Here is a 19,124-nt window from a genome sequence, read left to right as displayed (position 1 = left end):
TGAAAGGACGCGCGCAGCCAGCCGGACCGGAGGCAACGTTTCCGGCAGTTTCCCCTCTTTGCTGTCCCCACTTCGGGGCGAAGCAGTACTTCGCCCGACTGCTTATGCCCTCCGAGTTCTTACGCCTGCTGGTTCGTCGTTTTGCCCTGCTACTGGGGGCTTATCTGCTGCTGCGGGTGGGTTTTTGGGGACTGAACCAGGCCCCGTTCCGGGAAGCGTCGGCGGGGCAGCTGGGGCTGGCGTTCTGGCACGGCTTCCGGTTCGATATAGCCGCGTTGCTGCTGCTGAACCTGCCGTGGCTGGGGCTGAGCCTGGTGCCATCCCGGGGCCGCAGGTGGCAGCGGCTGGTGCGGGCCGTATATCTGCTGCTCAACGGCTTCGGGGTGGCGCTTAACCTCATCGACTGGGAGTATTTCCGCTTTATCGGCCGCCGCACCAGCAATGAGCTGACCACCATTGGGGCCGATGTACAGCGGCAGGCGGGGCAGTTGGTGCTGAGCTACTGGTGGCTGCTGCTGCCGTTTGCCATACTACTGGTGGCCCTGTACTCCTTCTACCCCATGCCCCCGCAACGGGAGCCAGCAGCTTCAAACTCCGGGCCGCATGCTGAAGCAGAAGAGCGGCAAGCTGGGGGCCGAAAGCTGGGGGCTTACAGTTTGCAGCTTATTGCGGTAGCTGCGCTAACGGTGCTGGGCATCCGGGGCGGGGTGCAGCTGAAACCGCTGCGCACCGGAGCGGCCTTCGTGCAGCAACCCGCCCTGCTGGGCCACCTGGCCCTCAACAGCACGTTCACTTTCCTCAAAAGCCTGGGCTACGAAACGCCCGAGCTGAAAGCTTATTTCGATTCGCCCGAGGCCCTGCAACAGGCTCTGGCGGCCCGCCCGCTGCCCCGGCGGCCAGCGGCCCCGCTGCCGGGGCGCAACGTAGTGGTCCTGATTCTGGAAAGCTTCGGCTCTGAATACAATGGCGTGGAAAACCCGGGCCGCCCCAGCTACACGCCGTTCTTCGATTCGCTGGCCACCCACGGCGGCCGGCTGCTACCCGACCATTACGCCAACGGCCGCCGTTCCATTGAGGCCCTGCCGGCGGTGCTGGCCGGGTTGCCCTCCCTGATGGAAGGGGCCTTCATCACCTCCAATTTCCAGACCGATGAGCTGCACGGGCTAGGCAGTCTGCTGGCCCGCCACGGCTACCAGACCAGTCTGTTTCACGGGGCGCAGAACGGCACGATGGGCTTTAACACCTTCGGGGGCATGGCTGGTATGCAGCAGTACTTCGGGCTTGATGAGTATCCTGGTGCGGCGCAGAGCCCTGATTTTGACGGCCATTGGGGCATCTTTGATGAACCCTACCTGCAATACTTCAGCCGCCAGCTGAGCCGGCAGCGCCAGCCGTTCTTCAGCACCCTGTTCACGCTCAGCGCCCACGAGCCGTTCGGGCTGCCGGCCGGCTACCAGGGCCGGCTGCCGGCCGGCACGCTGCCCATTCATCCCACCATTGCCTACGCCGACCTGGCATTACGTCGGTTTTTCGCGGCGGCCCGCCAGCAGCCCTGGTACCGCAACACCCTGTTCGTGCTGCTGGCCGATCATACGTCGCAATCCGACGCGGCCGATTACCAGAACCTGCTGGGCGAGTACAAAACGCCGCTGCTGCTGTTTGCCCCCGGCCAGCCCCTGCCCGCCCTGCGCCGGCCCCATATCACCCAGCAAGCCGATATTCCGGCCACCGTACTCGACTTACTGGGCCTGCCGGCCGAAGGCCAGCTGCTGCCGTTTGGGTACTCGGTATTTGATGCCGGCACCGATGGCCGGGCCTTGCTGCTGAGCGGCGGCAGCTACTGGCTGGTGCACACCGATTTCGTAACCGAGCTCACGGCCGATAATCAGGTGCGCCTCTACCCCTACCGCAACCACCAGCTGCCCACCGCACCCCTGCCCCACCCCGATCCGGCCAGGCTGCGCCAGTACGGCAACGAGCTCAGGGCCTGCGTGCAGTGGTACGTAAACGGGCTGGCCGAAAACCGCCTCTACCCTCTCCCTGCCCCAGCCCAGCCCTGAAGCGCGCTACGCCCACAACGCGGCAGGACCCGGGCCGGGAAGCAGCCGCGACTGAATGGCCCGGATTTCCCCGCTGTCGATGGGCTTGTGAATCAGGCCGGCCACCAGATCATACTGGCGGGATTTTTCCAGATCCGCCAGGGCCAGCGAGGACGTAAGGATGTAGATGAAGCACCGGCCCAGCAAGTGCGCCTTGTAGGGGTGCAGGGCGTCCAAAAACTGCCAGCCGTTCATCAGAGGCATATTCAGATCGAGGAAAACGACCTGCGGGGCTGCTTCTTGCCCTTCGCCCAACAGAGTGTTGAGCGCTTCGCGCGCCGACCCGAACGTGTGAATGGAATTGGAAAAGTCTTCCGCTCGCAGCAGCTGCTCGGTGAGGTAAACGGCGAGCTGGTCGTCATCAATCAGGTACGTTTTCATGCCCATGAGAGCTAAAGTACAGCATGAATTGGGTGCCCGCTCCTTCCCGGCTTTCGACGCTGACGCGCCCCCCCATTGACTCGACGTGGGTCTTCACCAGAAACAACCCGATTCCGCGGCCCTTTTTGTCGGAATGGAAGCGCTGGTAGAGCTGAAACACGGCGTCGCCGGCCGCCGCCAGGTCGAAGCCGCGGCCATTGTCGCGCACCCGGATGGTGGTAGCCCCGTCCGCATCAGTTGTTGCCTCAACTTCGATCAGCAAGGGACGCTCATCGGAGCGGTACTTGATGGCATTGGAAACCAGGTTGTGAAAGATACTGTGGAAATACGCCCGCTTGCCGGGCAGGCGCAAATCTTCCGGAATCTCGTAGCGCAACTCTCCGCCGCAGGCCTTCAGCAGCGGCAACACGCCCTGCAAGGCTTGCCCGCACACGGCGGCCAGGGCCACGGGCTCGGCCCGGTAGCCCCCCTGCTGGTCGCGCACCGATAAAACCGTGTTTACATCGGTGAGCACCCCATCGAGCTGCCGTAGGCTGGTGTGCAGATTCTGTAAGGACGTGGTGAATACGTCGGAGCCAGGCGCTACCCGGGCCAGCAGATCGGCGAAGCCCAGGGCATTGGCCAGCGGGGCCCGCAGGTTGTGCGACACGATGTAGGTAAACTGTTGCAGGTCCGAGTTCTGACGGAACAGCCGTTCGCTCATCAGGCGCTGGCGCTCCTGGGCCTCCCGACGCTCCGAAATATCCTGCATGGCCCCAATCATGCGCACCGGCCGGCCGTGCTCGTCGCGCAGGATGTAGCCCCGGTCATACACCCAGGCCCAGCTGCCATCGGCGCGGCGGAAGCGGTATTCCTCCTGCCAGTGCCAGTCGGTGGTTTCGTAGGCCATGTAGCGCAGGCCGCCCACCACCCGCTGCTTCTCGGCGGGCAGCACGTGCTCGGCCCACTGACTGAAAGGCTCCGGATTTTCCTGCGGACCGTAGCCAAAGAGCATTTCGTAGCCCTCCCCCCAGTACAGGGTATCGGCGGCCACGTCCCAGTCGTAGAGCGCGTCGGTGGTGGCTTTGATGGCGTACTGAAACCGCTCGTTACTCAACCGCAAATCTTCCTCTATTTTCTTCTGCCGGGTCAGGTCGTGCACGATGCCCACCAGCTGGCGGCACTCCCCGGCCTCGTCCAGCACCGGGGTTATGGTTACTTCCCCCGTCAGCTGCCCGGTAGGATAGTCCGATGTTTCCTGCCAGATAACCGGCTGGCAAGTGCGCACCGCCTTTTCGTACTTCCGCAGCACCAGCGACAGGGAAGGCTCCGGAATGATGTCGTGCACGTAACTGCCGATAACCTTTTCCAGGCGCAGACCGGTCGTTTTCTGAAAGGCCCGGTTGGCGAACGTAAACCGGTACCGGCCTTCCGGCTCCACATCGAGCACAAACGTAATGTCCGTAATACTGTCGAAGATGACCGATAACTGCTGCTCCCGCACCAGCAGCGCCTGGTCAGCCGGGCGTAGTCCGCCCCCCCGGGAGCAGACCAGGGCGTACACGCCCGCAATGCGGTTATCGGTTAGCAGAGGCAACAGCGCTACCTGGCACTCGCTGAGTTGGGGGGGACCGGGCAACAGCCCCTGATAGCATACCACTTCGCCGGCCGCCGCCCGGGCCACCAGCGGCCGGACCCGCTCCTCTTCAGCCGGCGGCAGAACATCGGTCAGGTAACGGCCCAGCAGGGTGTCGGCGGGTTGGCTCAGCAACCGGGTAAGGGCCGGGCTTACCTGCCTGATTTCCCCCTCCGAACTCAGCACAAGAACTGCTTCCGTTTTCGAAGTCAGCAGGTGGTTACTGGAAGGACATTCTGACAAACTCATAGTAGCAGGAATAAATAGGTGTCTGATTTCCAATGACTAACAGCGGAGTAATTTTTCTTTGAATAATACCGATTTTTTATCTATTAATCCGTGGGCCGAACCGAACAAAGCACTGAAAAACGGCTTCCCGTACGGTCAGGCAAGCCAATGACCGGCAGATGCGCCTCTCCACCCGTTCGTTTCTGTACCTGCTCCGGTCAGATTCGTTGTCTTCTTCCGCTCATCCGTCCCGCTACCCTAGGAAGAGTCGTTGCCCACCGGTACCTGGCCCAGACCAGTGCGGCAGCTACCGCGAAAACGTGTTGCTTCCCGGGGCTGACTCCGGCAGCGGGCACACGAAGAGGAGAAGGCAGGTGGCTTATCTTTATTTAAAATAATTAAAGATAAGCTTGCTGGTTGTCGTCTGGGCCTCTACTTTTGCATCATAATTGAAACGATTCTAAACAGCCCCTCCCTATTTCCATGCTTTCCACCGCCCGCTTGCTCACCCTGGCCGCCCTGGCCCTTACTTCCGCCACCTTCACAGCCTGCTCCGACGACAAAGAGGTGGCCGCGCCCAAGTACGACGTGCCCGCGACCTACACCTTCGCCAACGTCAACTACAGCGGCCAGCAGACCCGCCTAGCCATGCTTGGCGAGCTGGATGCCTACATCAAGACGGCCAACACCGGCGCCGTGCTCGATGCCCAGAAGCTCCAGAACATGTACGCCAACACCAACAACCCCTTCGCGGCCAGCGCCCTGAACACGGCCGGCAAGCAACTGCGCGACAAGACGCTGAGCACCGTGCGGGCCGAGTACGACGGCTACCTGAAGGACGTAGCCACGGCCAGCCTGAGCGCCAACCTGCCCGCCACCAACGGCACGGCCGGCCGCCTCACCTCGGCCGACGGCACCAAGAAGTACCTGGTAAACGCCAAGGGTGTGGAGCTGGGCCAGCTGATTCAGAAGGGCCTGATGGGCGCCGTGTTCTACTACCAGGCCGTAGACAGCTACCTGACGGATGACCAGATTGGCAACGCCGTAGACAACAAGACCGTGACGCCCGGCGAGGGCACGGCCATGGAGCACCACTGGGACGAGGCCTTCGGCTACTTCGGGGCCCCCACCGATTTCCCGACCAACCTCACCGGCCTCACCTACTGGGCCAACTACAGCAACCAGGTAGATCCGGCCCTGAAATCCAACAAAACAATGATGGACGCCTTCCTCAAGGGCCGGGCCGCCATTTCCAACAACGACATGACCGGCAAAACCGCCGCTGCCGCCGCCCTCCGCACCGAGTGGGAGCGGGTAGTTGCTGCTTCCGCCATCCACGAGCTGAACGCGGCCAAAGGCGCGGTAGCCGACCAGGCCCTCAAGAGCCATTACCTCTCCGAGGCCCGGGGCTTCGTGATGGGCCTGCGCTACAAGGGCGACCGGAAAATCAGCGACGCGGTACAGGCCCAGGTGCTGGCCAAAATCGGCGACAACCTCTACCTCACCACCGGCACCGACATCAGCGCCGCCCTCGACCTGCTGAGCACGGCCTACGGCTTCGATGCTATCAAGGGCACGATTTAAGTGAACTTGGAGCCCGGTGCTCCTGTTATTCGCAGCCGGCAGCACTTTTCCCTCTGCGGAACGGTGCTGCCCGTTGCTTTTCCATTTTGCTTTATGCTGATGCCTGACCTGAAAACGCTCCGCCTGACGGCCGCTACCCTAAGCCTCGCTTTGCTGACGGCCGCCTGCAGCTCCAGCGGCAGCTCCGACGACAACGCTCCCGCCGACTCCTTCGACCGGGCCGCCATGCTCACCAATTACTCCGACCAGCTGATTGTGCCCGGCCTGCGGGAGTTGAGCACTGAGGCCGGCCAGTTGAGCGCGGCCGTTGCGGCCTTTACCGCCAGCCCGTCGGTAGCCACGCTGCAAACGGCCCGCACCGAGTTGCGCGAGGCCGATCTGGCCTGGCAGGCGGTGAGCAGCTACGAGTTCGGCCCCGCCGAGCAGCAGATGCTGCGCTCCAACCTCAATATATATCCGACTTCCACAAGCCAGATTGAGAGCAACATCGGGGCTGGCACCACCGATCTGAGCACATCGGCTAATTTGGCGGCCAAGGGCTTCCCGGCCCTGGATTACTTGTTGCACGAGGGTGCTACGCCCGAAGCGGTGGTCGCCAAATTCGCGGCTTCGGCCAAGCGCAGCACCTACGCCAAGGCGGTGGCCGCCGAGATAAAGCAGCGCACCGAGGCAGCCTACAACGGCTGGCTGGCCGGTGGCTACACCAGCACTTTCCGCCAGGCTACCGGCACAGCTGTAGGTAGCGCAGTAGCCAACCTGGTCAACCAGCTCAACGCCGACATCGACATGACCAAGCGGTTCAAGGTAGGCATTCCGGGCGGCCGGTTCACGGCGGGCACCCCCCAGCCCCTGAAGGCCGAAGCACCCTACGGCAACCTGTCGCTGGAGCTGCTCAAGCGCAACGTGCAGGCCGAAAAGAACCTGTTCCTGGGCCAGGCTGGCACCACCAACGGCCTGGGTCTCGATGATTATTTGACCCACGTGAAGGCCCAGTACAACGGCAAGCCGCTGGCCGGCGTCATCGAGCAGCAGTTCGACGCCGTGCTGGCCGCCATCAACGCCGTACCCGGCCCGCTCACCCAGGCCGTAGCCACCCAGCCGGCCAGCGTCAACAAGGTCTACGAGGAGTTCCAGAAGCTCATCATCCTCACCAAAACCGACCTGCCCTCGGCCCTCGGCGTTTCGATTACCTACACCGACAACGACGGCGACTAATTTTTGAGCCATTAGCTAACGACGTGTCATGCTGAGCGCAGCGCAGCGGAGTCGAAGCATCTCTACTGCAATGGCAAACCCAACAGTAGGAATACTACTGCGGTAGAGATGCTTCGACTCCGCTGCGCTGCGCTCAGCATGACACGTTCTTGTTGAGCCGCACTACCTCCTGCTTACCCCAATACTCACGCCTATGCTCCCCCCCAGAAAACCCACTTCCTGGTTGATGCGGCCGGTTTCGGCGGCGCCGCTTGTGGTGTTTCGGGTGCTGTTTGGGGCCATGATGCTGGCCAGTATTGCGCGGTTTGCGGCCAAGGGCTGGATTACAGACCTGTACGTGGCGCCCAAGGTGTTCTTCCCGTATTACGGGTTTGAATGGGTGCAGCCGGCCGGCGCGGTGGGCATGCACGTGGTGTTCTCACTCATGGCGCTCGGGGCGCTGGGCATCCTGCTGGGGGCCTGGTACCGGTGGTCGGCGGTGCTGTTTTTTCTGGCGTTTACCTACGTCGAGCTGCTGGACAAAACCAACTACCTCAACCACTACTACTTCGTGTCGGTAGTGGCTTTTTTGTTGATTTGGGTGCCGGCCAACGTGCAGTTTTCGCTGGATGCGCGCTGGCAGCCGCAGCGATGGCGGGCCACGGTGCCGCAGTGGGCGGGGTTGCTGCTGCGCACCCAGATGGGCATGGTGTACTTTTTTGCCGGCGTAGCCAAGCTCAACCCCGACTGGCTTTTGGAGGCCATGCCCCTACGCCTGTGGCTGCCCGCCCACACCGATTTGCCACTCCTTGGCTGGTTTTTCGACCAGCTTTGGGTAGCCTACGCGTTCAGCTGGTTCGGCGCTTTCTACGACCTCACGATTCCGTTTTTTCTGAGCGCCCGGCGCACCCGTTACTGGGCCTACGCCACGGTGGTGGTGGTGTTCCATGTGCTCACGGCGGTGCTCTTCCAGATTGGCATGTTCCCCTATATCATGATGGTGAGCACGCTGCTGTTTTTCCCGGCTTCCTTCCATGAGAAGCTGCTGGGCTGGGGCCGCCGCCTGCTGGGCCGGACGGCCGCAACGCCAGTTTTGGCTTCTGAATCAGTTTTTGCGCCGGTAGCCGCGCCGCGGGGGCTGGTGGTGGCGCTGGGGCTGTGGCTGCTGGTGCAGGTGCTGCTGCCGTGGCGGTTCGTGCTGTATCCGGGCGACTTGTTCTGGAGCGAGCAGGGCTACCGCTTTTCGTGGCGGGTGATGCTGATGGAGAAAAGCGGCACCGCATTTTTCTACGTGCGCGACCCGCGCACGGGCCACGAAACCGAAATCCGCAACCGCGACTACCTCACCGTAACGCAGGAAAAGCAAGTCGCCACCCAGCCCGATATGCTGCTGCAGTTCGCCCACATCCTGCGCGACGATTTCCGCCGCCGCGGCGTGCCCAACCCGCAGGTACGGGCCGAAGCGTACGTAACACTCAACGGCCGCAGCTCCCGCCTGCTCATCAACCCGAAACTTGATTTAGCCCAACAGCAGGAAGGCTTTGGGGCCAAGGCCTGGATTCTGCCGCTGGAACAGGATGAGCCGGCGGGTAAATGAGTAGCCGCTCTTACCGTAGTATCTCGCTCAGTATAAGCGTACTTTTGCACCCCGATTCACTTTACCCCCGCCCAATGTCCCGCTTGCTGCTTCTGCTCCTGCTGCTTTTCACGCTGCCCGCCCTCGGCCAAAACCTGACGCTGAGCGGGCGGGTGACGGATGCGCGGACGGGCCGGCCGGTGGCGCAGGCGGAAGTGCTGGTAACCAACTCGGGCCAGCTCACGCGCACCGATGCGCAGGGGCGCTACCAGTTTGGCGGGCTGGCGGCGGGCACGTATGCCCTCACGGCCTTCGCCGAGCAGTTCACCTCCCTCACGAAACCCGTGGAGCTGACGGCCGACGCCACGCTGGATTTCGCCCTTGCGGCTTCGGATGTGAAGCTGAGCGAAGTGAATGTGGAAGGCCAGCGCGAGCAGGGTTTCGGGATTCGGCGGCTGAACGCGGTGGAGGGCACGGCCATTTATGAGGCCAAGAAAACCGAGGTAATTGAGCTGAAGAACGTGACGGCCAACCTGGCCACCAACAACGCCCGGCAGGTGTTTGCCAAGGTGGCCGGCCTTAACATCTGGGAAAGCGACGGGGCGGGCATCCAGCTGGGCATTGGCGGGCGGGGGCTGAGTCCCAACCGCACGGCCAACTTCAATACCCGCCAGAACGGCTACGACATTTCGGCCGACGCGCTGGGTTACCCCGAGAGCTACTACACGCCCCCCACCGAGGCCCTGGACCGCATTGAGGTGGTGCGCGGGGCGGCTTCGTTGCAGTACGGCACCCAGTTCGGCGGCATGCTCAACTTCGTGCTGCGCCAGGGGCCGGCTGACAAAAAGGTACAGTTCACGACCCGGCAGACGGGCGGCTCGTTCGGGTTTTTCAACTCCTTTAACAGCGTGGGCGGCCAGCTCGGGCGCACCAACTACTACGCCTACTACCAGTACAAGCGCGGCGACGGCTGGCGGCCCAACTCGGGCTTCGATGTGCATACGGCCTACGCCAGCGTGCAGCACGAAGCCACCGAAAAGCTCAAAATCGGCCTCGACTACACCCGCATGTACTACCTGGCCCAGCAGCCCGGCGGCCTCACCGACGCCGAATTTGCCCAGGATGCCCACCAGAGCAAACGCACCCGCAACTGGTTTCGCGTCAACTGGAACCTGCTGGCTGCCACCGCCGACTACCGCTTCTCCGACGCCACCCGCCTCAACTGGCGCACCTTCGGGCTGCTGGCCGACCGCACCGCCCTGGGCAACCTGAGCCGCATCGACCGGCCCGACGACCTGAGCTCGCCCCGCCTGCTCATCCGCGACGAGTTCCGCAACGTGGGCTCCGAGCTGCGCCTGCTGCACCGCTACGCTCTGGCCGGCTCGTTCTCGACGCTGCTAGTGGGCGGGCGCTACTACCACGGCTTCACCGACCAGCGCCAGGGCCCCGGCTCGCGCGCCGCCGACGCCGATTTCACGTTTTATTCTTATCCGGCCGAGGAGAATACCTCCCTCGTCCAGGCCGCCTACAAGTACCCGAGTCGCAATGCGTCCGTGTTTGTCGAGAACATCTTCAACCTCACGCCCCGCCTCAGCCTCACGCCCGGCCTGCGCTACGAGTTCATTCAGACCCGCGCCCGGGGTACATTTCTGAGCCAGCAGTACGACCAGGCCGGCAACTTCCTGTCGGAAGACAACTTTGCCGAGCAGCGCCAGACCACCCGTGGCCTGCTGCTGGGCGGCCTGGGGGCCAGTTTCAAGCCCACCGAGCAGGTGGAGGTGTACGCCAACTTCTCGCAGAACTACCGGGCCATCAACTTCAACGATATGCGCGTCGTCAACCCCGGCATCCGCATTGACCAAGACCTGCGCGACGAACGGGGCTACAGCGCCGACCTGGGCCTGCGCGGCGGCCGGCCGGGCGTGTTCACGTACGATGCCAGCCTGTTCTACCTGGCCTACAACAACCGCATCGGCCTGAGCCCCGAAAAAGACACGGTGCGCAGCCAGAACTACCTGCTGCGCACCAACATCGGCCGCTCGCGCAACCTGGGCCTCGAAACCTTCGTGGAAGCCGACATTCTGCGCCTGCTGCAGGGCGAAAACACCCGCACCGGCCTGAGCGTGTTCTCCAACCTGACGCTGGTTGACGCCCGCTACAACATTGATAAAGAAGTATTCCGCAACAAAAAGGTAGAGCTGGCGCCTTCACTCATCGCCAAAGCAGGCCTTACCCTGCGCCGCGGCCCCCTCAAGCTGGCCTACCAGTACGCCTACACCAGCCGTCAGTTCACCGACGCCACCAACACCCTCGAACGCGAAGCTACGGCTGTATTCGGCACAATTCCGGCCTACTGGATTATGGACCTCTCGGGCAGCTATGAGTACAAATTCCTCAAGCTCGAAGCCGGCCTCAACAACCTCACCGACAACCGCTACTTCACCCGTCGCGCCACCGCCTACCCCGGCCCCGGCATCATCCCGGCCGATGCCCGCGGGTTCTACCTGACGTTGCAGGCGCAGTTCTAGCAACCCCACCCCAACCCCTCCCCTCCGGGAGAGGGGCTCTAAATCTAGTTTCTAAAAACAGAAGCTAAAAGTTAATGCTAGAGCCCCTCTCCCAGAGGGGAGGGGTTGGGGTGGGGTGCGTCGTACGCCGGCACTTCCCCTAACAACTCGTTCGTGCGCTTCTCGGCATCCACGCGCCAGCAGTAGTGTTGCAAGCCGTTGCTGAGCAGCAGTAGCGGCGCCCCGATGGTGAGGTTGTAGGTGGCAATCTGGTGGGCGACGGCGGGCGTGATGGGCACCGTGGGGCGCTTGCATTCCACCAGCAGCAGGGGCTGGCCGGTGGCGTCGAGGGCCAGCAAGTCGATGCGTTTCTGGCGCTGGTTATACTGGTGCCCACGCTCCAGGCTGAGCAGGCCCTTAGGGTAGCCCCGGTGGTTGATGAGGTAATGCACCACGTGCTGGCGCACCCATTCCTCGGGCGTGAGCACCACGTGGCGGCGGCGCAGCACGTCCCAGATTAGCAAATTTTCGCCGTTTTGTGTAACTTTGGATTCGAAAGGCGGCAGGTTCAACTCTTGCATCACCTCCAAAGGTACGGCCCTGGGTCCTCAAGTCCCGCTTTTCTTTCCGTGCCGTCGTTCCCCCGTTCCGGGCCTCGACGGCTTTTTTGTACCTACCCTTTCTGGCTGATCGAGCCGGCCGCCGCCCTCTAAGCAGCTGCCGGTAGCGGTGTAAACTTATCTTTCGCAACCTTAACCCCTCCCATATGAAAACCAAAGCTGACATTGTAAAGAACTGGCTGCCTCGCTACACCGGCGTGGAGCTGGAAGAGTTTGGCCAGTATATTCTGCTCACCAACTTTGCCAATTACGTGACCATGTTTGCCGAGCAGTTCGGCACCGAAGTGCGCGGCCTCGACAAACCTATGCAGACGGCCACGGCCAACGGCATCACCATCATCAACTTCGGCATGGGCTCGCCCATGGCGGCTACTGTCATGGACCTGCTTTCGGCCATCGAGCCCAAGGCGGCCCTGTTTCTGGGCAAGTGCGGCGGCCTCAAGAGCAACACCAAGCTCGGCGACCTGATTCTGCCCATCGCCGCCATCCGGGGCGAGGGTACCTCCGACGACTACCTGCCGGCCGAGATTCCGGCCCTGCCCTCCTTCCGTTTGCAGCGGGCCGTGAGCAGCGTCATCAAGAAGTTCGAGCTCGACTACTGGACCGGCACGGTATACACTACCAACCGCCGCGTGTGGGAGCACGACGAGGCGTTCAAGGAGTACCTGCGCCAGGTTCGGGCCATGGCCGTGGATATGGAAACGGCTACCATCTTCACCGTGGGCTTCGTGAACGGCATTCCGCACGGCGCGCTGCTGCTGGTAAGCGACAACCCCATGACGCCCGAGGGCGTGAAGACGTCGGAGAGCGACAAGAAAGTAACGGCTGGTTTCGTACTGAATCACCTGAAAATCGGTATTGAGTCGCTGCTGGAGTTGAAGAACTCCGGCGAGTCGGTGAAGCACATGCGCTTCGACTAAGCACGGCTTTTTAGAAGCCAGAACCTAGCTCCCCTCCTTGGAAAATGTCGCGCATAGAGCGAGTGTGGGTTGGGGGTGGTTGATGACGGAAGAACAGTTGTTAGAATTAGTTTCTAGCAGTCGTTCCGCTGGCATCAACCACCCCCAGCCCACACTCGCTCTATGCGCGACATTTTCCAAGGAGGGGAGCTGGTTTTTCAGCTTCTATGGCACTTCGCGCAACAACTCCGGCTTTTCCCCGACCTTCCCGTTTCCAAACATACTCCCGCTTCTATGCTTCCACGTTTCCGCTCATTGCTGGCCCTGCCGCTGCTCGCCGCCGGCTTCAGTGCCTGCCAGTCGACCTCCAACGGCAACCGCCAGCCCGCCGACCTGCTCGTGTACAACGCCACGGTGTACACCGTCGATTCGGCGTTCAGCCAGGCGCAGGCCTTTGCCGTGAAGGATGGCAAGTTTGTGGGCGTGGGCACGGCCGACGAGTTGCGCGGGCAGTTTGAGGCCAAGCAGGAAGTGGACGCGAACGGGCAGTTCATCTACCCCGGTTTCTACGACGCGCACTGCCACTTCTACCGCTACGGCCTGGGCCTGCGCGACGCCGAACTGGTGGGCACCAACTCCTGGGCCGAGGTGATTCAGCAGCTGCAGAAACAGCGGCAGCAGTACCCGCAGGCGGCCTGGCTCACCGGCCGCGGCTGGGACCAGAACGACTGGACCAACAAGCAGTTTCCGACCAAAGACACGCTCGATGTGCTGTTCCCGAACACGCCGGTCTTCATTGTGCGGGTGGATGGCCACGCGGCCCTCGTGAACCAAAAGGCGCTGGATTTGGCCGGCGTAACGGCCCGCACGCCCATTAGCGGCGGCACCATTACCCACGACTCCAACGGGCGGCTGACTGGTTTGCTGGTCGATAACGCCGTGGATTTGGTGTCGGCCAAGATACCGGCACCGGGCGCGGCCGAAGCCGAAGCGGCCCTGCTCGAAGCCCAGCAGCGCTGCCTGGCCGTGGGCCTGACCAGCATGGCCGACGCGGGCCTGGAGAAAGCCAACGTCGACCTGCTCGACCAGCTGCAAACGGCCGGCAAGCTCAAGGTGCGCCTCTACGCCATGCTGGCTCCCACCAAGGAGAACAAGGATTTCTACCTGAAAAACGGCCCCATCTTCAAGGACCGCCTGACCGTCAACTCGTTCAAGGTGTACGTCGATGGGGCGCTGGGCTCGCGCGGGGCCTGCCTGGTGGAGCCGTACCACGACAAGCCCAAGGAAACCGGTTTCCTGCTTTCCACCGAAAAGGAGTTCCGCGAGTTGGCCCGGCTATTGGCCGATAGCAAGTTCCAGATGAACACCCACGCCATCGGCGACTCGGCCAACCGCATCATCCTCGATATCTATGGCGAGGCATTAAAGGGCCAGAAGGACCGGCGCTGGCGCATCGAGCACGCCCAGGTGGTCACGGCGGCCGATATGGGTAAGTTTGGGCAGTTCGGCATCGTGCCCTCGGTGCAGCCCACCCACGCTACGTCCGATATGTACTGGGCCGGCGAACGGCTGGGCGCCGAGCGACTGAAAACGGCCTACGCCTACGCCGAGCTGCTGAAACAATACGGCCAGCTGGCCCTGGGCAGTGATTTTCCGGTCGAGGACATCAACCCGCTGTTCGGCTTCCACTCGGCCGTGGCCCGGCAGGACGCCAAGAACTACCCGGTTGGTGGTTTCCAGATGGAAAACGCCATTACCCGCGAGCAAGCCCTGCGCGGCATGACCACCTGGGCCGCCCACGCCGCCTTCGAGGACAAGCAGAAAGGCAGCATCAAGCCCGGCATGGCCGCCGACTTCGTAGTGTTGGGCCTCGACCTGCTCAAAGCCCCCAACGAGCAGCTTCGCAACGCAAAAGTGCAGCAAACCTGGATTGCCGGCGAAAAGGTATTCTCGGTTAAAAAGTAGAAGCTCGAACATAGAAAGGCTCGTTGAACGACTCTGAGCGAGTCGTTCAACGAGCCTTTCTATGTTCGGGGCGGCTGAGGCTGTAGCGCGAAGCTTCCGCTTCGCGTGTCGTTGCTGACTGCCGCGTCGTTCGCCTATCGTTTAACGATACGCGAAGCGGAAGTCTCGCGCTACAGTCGTTCTGCAATACGCGAAGCAGAAGCTTCGCGCTACACCTTGATTCCTGTTTACTGTGGCGGGGCGGCCTCGGCAACGGGCTCGTCGCGGAGCTTCTTGCCGCGCAGGGTTAGCAGGAAAACCAGGCCCAGCACGAAGAACACGATGAGCGAGAGGATGCTGTTGCGCATGGAGCCGGTGAGCTGGGCAATGACGCCGAACACGGCCGTGCCGATGACGATGCTAAGCTTCTCGGTGACGTCGAAGAAGCTGAAGAAGGCGGCCGTATTGGGCGTGTTCTCGGGCATAATTTTGGAGTAGGTGCTGCGCGAGAGGCTCTGGATGGCGCCCATGGTGAGGCCGATAACGGCGGCCAGGGCGTAGAAGCTCCAGCCGGCCTGCACGAAATAACCGGCCACGCAGATGCACATCCAGATAAACACCGACCAGCTCAGGGCGCGGGTGTTGCCGATGCGCTCCGAGAGTTTGGCAAACAGGTAAGCGCCCAGAATGCCCACCACCTGCAACAGCAGAATCGTAACGATGAGGGCGGTGCTTTCGAGGTGAAGCTCCTTGTCGCCGAAGATGGTGGCCACGTACATCACCGTCTGCACGCCCATGTTGTAGGTGAAGTAGGCCAGCAGGAAACGCTTGAGGTTGGGCAGGTGCTTGAGCTGGGCGAACACCTTAGCCAGCTCGCGGAAACCGTTCAGCAGCCAGCCCGAACTGTCGGCGGCAGCGGCGGCCGAGGCGGGGCGGCCGGGGTCGGCAGGCAGGGCGAAGAAGGCAATCTGGGCGAAGCCGGCCCACCAAATGCCGGTGAGCAGGAAGCTCAAGCGGGTAGCGAAGCCCTTGGTCAGGCCCAGTTCCTCGTTGAACGTAATCAGCACCAGGCAGATAATGAGCAGCAGCACCGAGCCGATGTAGCCCATCGAGAAGCCCCTGGCCGAGAGCGAGTCATACTTTTCCTCCGACGAAATCAAAGGCAGGTAACTGTTGTAGAACACAATCGAACCGGAGAAGCCCACCGTGGCCGCAATGAACACGAAGGTGCTGAGTGTGAGCGTATCGGGCGTGAAGAAGAACAGGGCCGCGCAGGAAAAGGCCCCGATATAGCAGAAGATCTGCATGAACAGCTTCTTGCGGCCCGAAAAGTCGGCCAGCGACGTGAGGAAGGGGCTGACCAAAGCAATGAGCAGGAAGGCCGCCGAAATGGAGTAAGTCAGCAGCGAGGAGCCGGGCACGTCGAAACCCAGGAAGCGCACTACATCGGTTTCCGGGCTGAGCTCGGCCGTAACGCTGCCCCAGTAAATGGGGAAGATGGAGCTGGTGATAACCAGCGGATACACCGAGTTGGCCCAATCGTAGAACGTCCAGCCCCGGGTGATGCGCTTGTCGTCCTTGGGAATGGCGTGGAAGCCGGCTTCGGGCGAAGCAACGGCGGCGGCGGATTCGGGCATGAGGTTGGTGGTTGGAAGTAGTGCGGGCAAGATAACGGGATTTCCCCGTTGCGGTTGCTGCCGCTACCGCAGCGGTAAGTGCGGCAGGTTGGCCCGCACCATCCCGGCGTATTCGGCCCGGTTGAAGGCGGCCTGATCACGGATGGTTTTTGCCTGCACAATACGCCGTACCAAGGCCTGCGCCGAGCCGCACTTGGCTACCTCCCGGGCCAGGTCGGCGGCGGGCATTGTACCGATGTTGAGGTCGGCCAGTGAGTCGTGGCTTTCGATGTGGGCCAGATGGGTGCGCCGACGCTCCAACTTATGCTTCCGGTTGAGGCCGCACAGTTGAATAGTGGCTTTGCCACGCGGTGTTTTGGCGACTGCCACGGCCCGCCGAAACCCAATATGGGCGGCCGGATCGTCGTGGGCGGGGTGCAGCAACAGGGGCTGTTCCCGCGCCAGGGTATCGTGGTGGGAATAGGCCCGGCCCGCTGGGTGGTTGGCCAGCGGGAAGAAATTGCGCTTGTGGCCGCCATTGCACCGCTTGCAGGTAAAGAGCAGATTGTCCCACTCGTAGGCTAGCCAGTAGTAGCCGGGCTTTTCCAGCGGCAGCCCGGTTCCCTGCTTGAAGCCGTTCTTGGGGCGGTAGTGCTCAACCTCCCCGTAGCCAACCGCGAGCAGTTTGCCTTCGCAGTAGCAGCACTTCTCCTTTTGCGCCGCAATCAACTTCTGCTTTACCGAGGCGTGGTTGTACAAAGTGGCCGGCACGTTGAGCAAACGATTACCCGGGGCGCGGCAGGCCGCCGGGTTGGCATCGTATCGGACTTCCCGCGCCTGCCGGGCCGCAGCAACCCCAGCCGCTTTAAGAATAGCCGGCGCAACCGACGATTTTTTAATCCTAATCATGGGATGGAGGCCGGCTTATTTGTCAGTACCCGTTCCCAGACGCTCCGCTATCTGGCGCAGTAGGGCCTCCTCCTCAGCTTCTGCCCCGGCGCTACCCATGGGTTGGCCTTCCAGCTCCAACGTCAGCGCGTCCAGTTCCTGGCGGTCTTTGGCCGTGAGCTTTTTCTTGTTGAGCAGGGCCGCCTGGCGCTCCAGCTTCTTCTCCGTTTCCAGGGAACGGGCCGTTTCCAGGTTGTAAAAGCTGCTGGTCAGAATTTGATCTACCCGCCAGCCCCGCACGTCTTCCACATCCGTCACTACTACCGTCTGGTCGCCTTCCCGGCGCAGCAGCACCACGTTGGCCCCTTCGTCGCCGGCGGCCTGCACGACCAGGGGGCTGTGGGCGGTGGCAATGAACTGGGTGTTCTTGAAGATGCCGCTCAGGAAGCCCAGCAGCTTGCGCTGCCAGCTCGGGTGCAGGTGCAAATCAATTTCATCGATGAGCACAATGGCCGGCTCTTCCAGCGGGTTCGGGCTATCGGGGTAGCGGAGGAACAGCTTGCTGGCGAAGTCCGTCAGCCAGACCACCAGCGTTTGGTAGCCCAGGCTCATCTCGCGCAGCCGCACCCAGCCGTAGGGGGATTCCAGTTCCAGGAATTGCTGATGGCCTTTGCTGGAAATCCGAATGTCCGTTATATCGGGCAGCACTTGTAGCAGCACCTGCCGCACTTGCTCCAATGCTTTACCCGCCTGCTTGTCTTTCTTAAGAGAACTGTACTCCATTTGCAGGAACCACTCTTCCGGGTTTAGCAGGTCGGCCCGGTCGTCGAAGAGGCTGGCAAACTCCTCTTTGCTTGTAAATTTTCTACCTAAAGTTGAACTACCGATTGTACGGCCAGCACCATATCCTAAGCAGAAAAAGCCTGTCATATCAGAGATATTAATTCCTTCTTGCTTACCAGGAATACCTTCATCCCAATCTATTATTAGGTTTCCATATGTTTTGAATGGCTTAAAATGGGTTTTGGTCATCTTGTCAAGATGAAGGCCTGTACCTATATTAAAATCGATTTTAGTAGTCTTAACTTCATCTCTTGTAGGCTCCCATTTATAATTCCAGGAATCAAAATAAAGCGTACCATAAGTTCCTTCCCAATTGGGATTTGCAACCGGTCCTATTGCCGCCAACGCCTTCAACACCGTCGTTTTCCCCACCCCATTATCGCCCAGAATAATCGTCCATTGCGCCGGCCTTCCATCGGGGCGGGCGAAGGAGATGGTTTGCTTCTCGCCGAAGCTGCGCACGTTTTCCAGGCTCAGGGAGAGGAAGTAGGCGGGCGGCGGGGTTTGCGGGGTGGTAGGCATGGCGACGGGCGTAACGGAAGCGGCGGCCGGAAGCGGGCCGCCCCCAAAAGTAACAGGCCCGCCGGGATGGGCAGGCCTGCGGGCGAGGAAATCAAAACCTCCTGATGTTTTACCCCAAACCTCCTGATGTTTTTGAAAAACATCAGGAGGTTTGGCAGCAAGTGCTACTTGCCGGGTTTGGCGGCGGCGGCTTTGCGCTGGGCCGTGGCGGGCAGCGGGTCGCTCACCTTGCGCAGGCTGGCCCCCTGCATGGCCTGGGCGAAGAGCTTGCCGGGTCGGAACACCACCTTCACGTTGTTGATGTTAGCGGCCGTGAACTCCTTTTCGGCCTCGGCCCCGTCGCTTTGCAGGCTCACGGAGAAAGAGCCGAAGTCGCCGAAGCGTACAATCTGACCATCGGCCAGCTCGGCGGGCACCGTCTGGAAGAAGGCTTCGAGCACGGCCATCACGTCGATGGTACTCACGGTGCTCATCTGGTTGATGCGGCCTGCAATGTCGCGGACGGTGGTTTCGCCCTGGGAGCGGGCTACGGCGTACCACTTCTTGGGGGCCTGGGCGTTGGCGGGGTTCCCGCGCTCGGCCAACGAATATTCAATGGACATAAGTAG

General features: G+C 61.8%; 14 protein-coding genes and 1 pseudogene. 7 read left to right on the top strand and 8 right to left on the bottom strand.

The features are described from left to right. Positions 1 to 104: 104 nt before the first annotated feature. A complete protein-coding gene (locus D0T11_RS17135; RefSeq protein ID WP_119657030.1) occupies positions 105 to 2,060 on the top strand; it encodes an LTA synthase family protein in 1,956 nt (651 codons plus the stop codon). A 6-nt stretch (positions 2,061 to 2,066) separates the two neighbouring features. Here D0T11_RS17135 and D0T11_RS17130 read toward each other — a convergent pair whose 3' ends face one another. Together D0T11_RS17130 and D0T11_RS17125 are read right to left on the bottom strand one after the other, a co-directional pair. Then, positions 2,067 to 2,480, bottom strand: coding sequence for a response regulator (locus D0T11_RS17130; RefSeq protein ID WP_182888467.1), 414 nt, complete (start codon positions 2,478 to 2,480; stop codon positions 2,067 to 2,069). Beyond that, complete coding sequence (locus D0T11_RS17125; protein WP_119657028.1) at positions 2,461 to 4,344, bottom strand: PAS domain-containing sensor histidine kinase; 1,884 nt, start codon at positions 4,342 to 4,344, stop codon at positions 2,461 to 2,463. The genes D0T11_RS17130 and D0T11_RS17125 overlap by 20 nt, the downstream gene beginning before the upstream one ends. Positions 4,345 to 4,806: 462 nt before the next feature. On the opposite strand from D0T11_RS17125, the gene D0T11_RS17120 reads away from it, so the two are divergent. The 4 genes from D0T11_RS17120 (at position 4,807) to D0T11_RS17105 (ending at position 11,205) form a co-directional block, all read left to right on the top strand. Continuing rightward, on the top strand, positions 4,807 to 5,907 hold the full coding sequence (locus D0T11_RS17120; protein WP_119657027.1) for a DUF4856 domain-containing protein: 1,101 nt from the start codon (positions 4,807 to 4,809) through the stop codon (positions 5,905 to 5,907). 99 nt (positions 5,908 to 6,006) lie between these two features. After that, positions 6,007 to 7,122: an imelysin family protein gene (locus tag D0T11_RS17115; protein WP_147374703.1), complete on the top strand. Its 1,116-nt coding sequence runs from the start codon at positions 6,007 to 6,009 to the stop codon at positions 7,120 to 7,122. A 193-nt stretch (positions 7,123 to 7,315) separates the two neighbouring features. Continuing rightward, positions 7,316 to 8,698 carry an HTTM domain-containing protein gene (locus D0T11_RS17110; protein WP_119657025.1) on the top strand — a complete coding sequence of 461 codons (1,383 nt, stop codon included), beginning with the start codon at positions 7,316 to 7,318 and terminating at the stop codon, positions 8,696 to 8,698. A 74-nt stretch (positions 8,699 to 8,772) separates the two neighbouring features. Next, on the top strand, positions 8,773 to 11,205 hold the full coding sequence (locus D0T11_RS17105; protein ID WP_119657024.1) for a TonB-dependent receptor: 2,433 nt from the start codon (positions 8,773 to 8,775) through the stop codon (positions 11,203 to 11,205). Positions 11,206 to 11,282: 77 nt separating this feature from the next. Here D0T11_RS17105 and D0T11_RS17100 read toward each other — a convergent pair whose 3' ends face one another. Continuing rightward, positions 11,283 to 11,708, bottom strand: coding sequence for a type I restriction enzyme HsdR N-terminal domain-containing protein (locus D0T11_RS17100; protein WP_317127276.1), 426 nt, complete (start codon positions 11,706 to 11,708; stop codon positions 11,283 to 11,285). 242 nt (positions 11,709 to 11,950) lie between these two features. On the opposite strand from D0T11_RS17100, the gene D0T11_RS17095 reads away from it, so the two are divergent. Together D0T11_RS17095 and D0T11_RS17090 are read left to right on the top strand one after the other, a co-directional pair. Then, positions 11,951 to 12,724: an AMP nucleosidase gene (locus D0T11_RS17095; RefSeq protein WP_119657022.1), complete on the top strand. Its 774-nt coding sequence runs from the start codon at positions 11,951 to 11,953 to the stop codon at positions 12,722 to 12,724. A gap of 273 nt (positions 12,725 to 12,997) precedes the next feature. After that, positions 12,998 to 14,668: an amidohydrolase gene (locus D0T11_RS17090; protein WP_119657021.1), complete on the top strand. Its 1,671-nt coding sequence runs from the start codon at positions 12,998 to 13,000 to the stop codon at positions 14,666 to 14,668. A gap of 227 nt (positions 14,669 to 14,895) precedes the next feature. On the opposite strand, the gene D0T11_RS17085 is transcribed toward D0T11_RS17090, so the two are convergent. From D0T11_RS17085 to D0T11_RS17070, 5 genes and pseudogenes are all read right to left on the bottom strand, one after another. After that, entirely contained in the window at positions 14,896 to 16,314 is a 1,419-nt protein-coding gene (locus D0T11_RS17085) for an MFS transporter (protein ID WP_245990975.1), read from the bottom strand. A 33-nt stretch (positions 16,315 to 16,347) separates the two neighbouring features. Continuing rightward, positions 16,348 to 17,172: an HNH endonuclease family protein gene (locus D0T11_RS17080; protein WP_147374702.1), complete on the bottom strand. Its 825-nt coding sequence runs from the start codon at positions 17,170 to 17,172 to the stop codon at positions 16,348 to 16,350. Between the two features lie 15 nt (positions 17,173 to 17,187). Continuing rightward, complete coding sequence (locus D0T11_RS23200; RefSeq protein ID WP_245990972.1) at positions 17,188 to 17,934, bottom strand: AAA family ATPase; 747 nt, start codon at positions 17,932 to 17,934, stop codon at positions 17,188 to 17,190. A gap of 411 nt (positions 17,935 to 18,345) precedes the next feature. Next, a pseudogene (locus D0T11_RS23565) lies at positions 18,346 to 18,516 on the bottom strand (AAA family ATPase); the annotation flags it as partial. Positions 18,517 to 18,680: 164 nt separating this feature from the next. After that, positions 18,681 to 19,118: an HU family DNA-binding protein gene (locus D0T11_RS17070; protein WP_119657017.1), complete on the bottom strand. Its 438-nt coding sequence runs from the start codon at positions 19,116 to 19,118 to the stop codon at positions 18,681 to 18,683. Positions 19,119 to 19,124 lie beyond the last annotated feature (6 nt).

Origin of the sequence: Hymenobacter rubripertinctus (assembly GCF_003583925.1) — a bacterium.
Taxonomy (GTDB): Bacteria; Bacteroidota; Bacteroidia; order Cytophagales; family Hymenobacteraceae; genus Hymenobacter; species Hymenobacter rubripertinctus.
This window is presented reverse-complemented; position numbering and strand designations above follow the sequence as displayed.